Below are 630 nucleotides of genomic sequence, written 5' to 3'. Positions count from 1 at the left end.
GACGTCTTTAACTCCAGGAAAGGCGCGAAAAAATTCCTCAGCAGAGCGAATTTGACGAGCGGGCAAAACACATTCTCGCCCCAAGGTCATCTCTAAAACCGGCAATAATATTTTTACCCAGCGACATGCCCGTGTTCTATCTAAACCAAAAAGAAGTCCTTGCAAATCATAGGTCGGATAACATTTTAAATACAATAAAATAAAAAGCAGTTTATCTAATGGGGTTGGGATAAATCCTTTCTGCCCTGCACCCATCTGCCGCTCGTGAGCTTTTCGATTCTTTTTCCGATAAATCAAATAACAAGCTGAAAATTCAGCGGCTAAATTTTTCAATTCTTCGACTGATAATCCAATGATTGCTTTACATAAACGATTATCTCGTAACAACTGCTCTTTGTTGATCATTTCAAACCGTTATTTTCTAATAGGACTTACGCAAATAGCATAATAATTGTAGGCTTTTTGAGCTGCTGACAAAGATAATCATCGAGCAATCCTCGCTTAATACGATAAAGCGTTTTGCCTGTACTTCGAGCAATTTGAGCTAATCGGGTCCAGACTAAAAAAGCACATGCAATATGATTGCGTTGTATCCGAGCATTGCGACATTGGCATTTTTCGAGTCCAGTG

General features: G+C 39.4%; 1 protein-coding gene and 1 pseudogene. Both read right to left on the bottom strand.

The window, feature by feature from the left end; genetic code table 11:
* Positions 1-405 (bottom strand): transposase family protein (locus tag CBG25_RS05095; protein ID WP_290603697.1); only part of this gene is annotated, 405 nt, incomplete at its 3' end.
* 26 nt (positions 406-431) lie between these two features.
* A pseudogene (locus CBG25_RS05090) lies at positions 432-630 on the bottom strand (IS701 family transposase); the annotation flags it as partial.

The sequence above is a fragment of the Arsenophonus sp. ENCA genome, assembly GCF_002287155.1.
Classification (GTDB): domain Bacteria; phylum Pseudomonadota; class Gammaproteobacteria; order Enterobacterales; family Enterobacteriaceae; genus Arsenophonus; species Arsenophonus nilaparvatae.
This window is presented reverse-complemented; position numbering and strand designations above follow the sequence as displayed.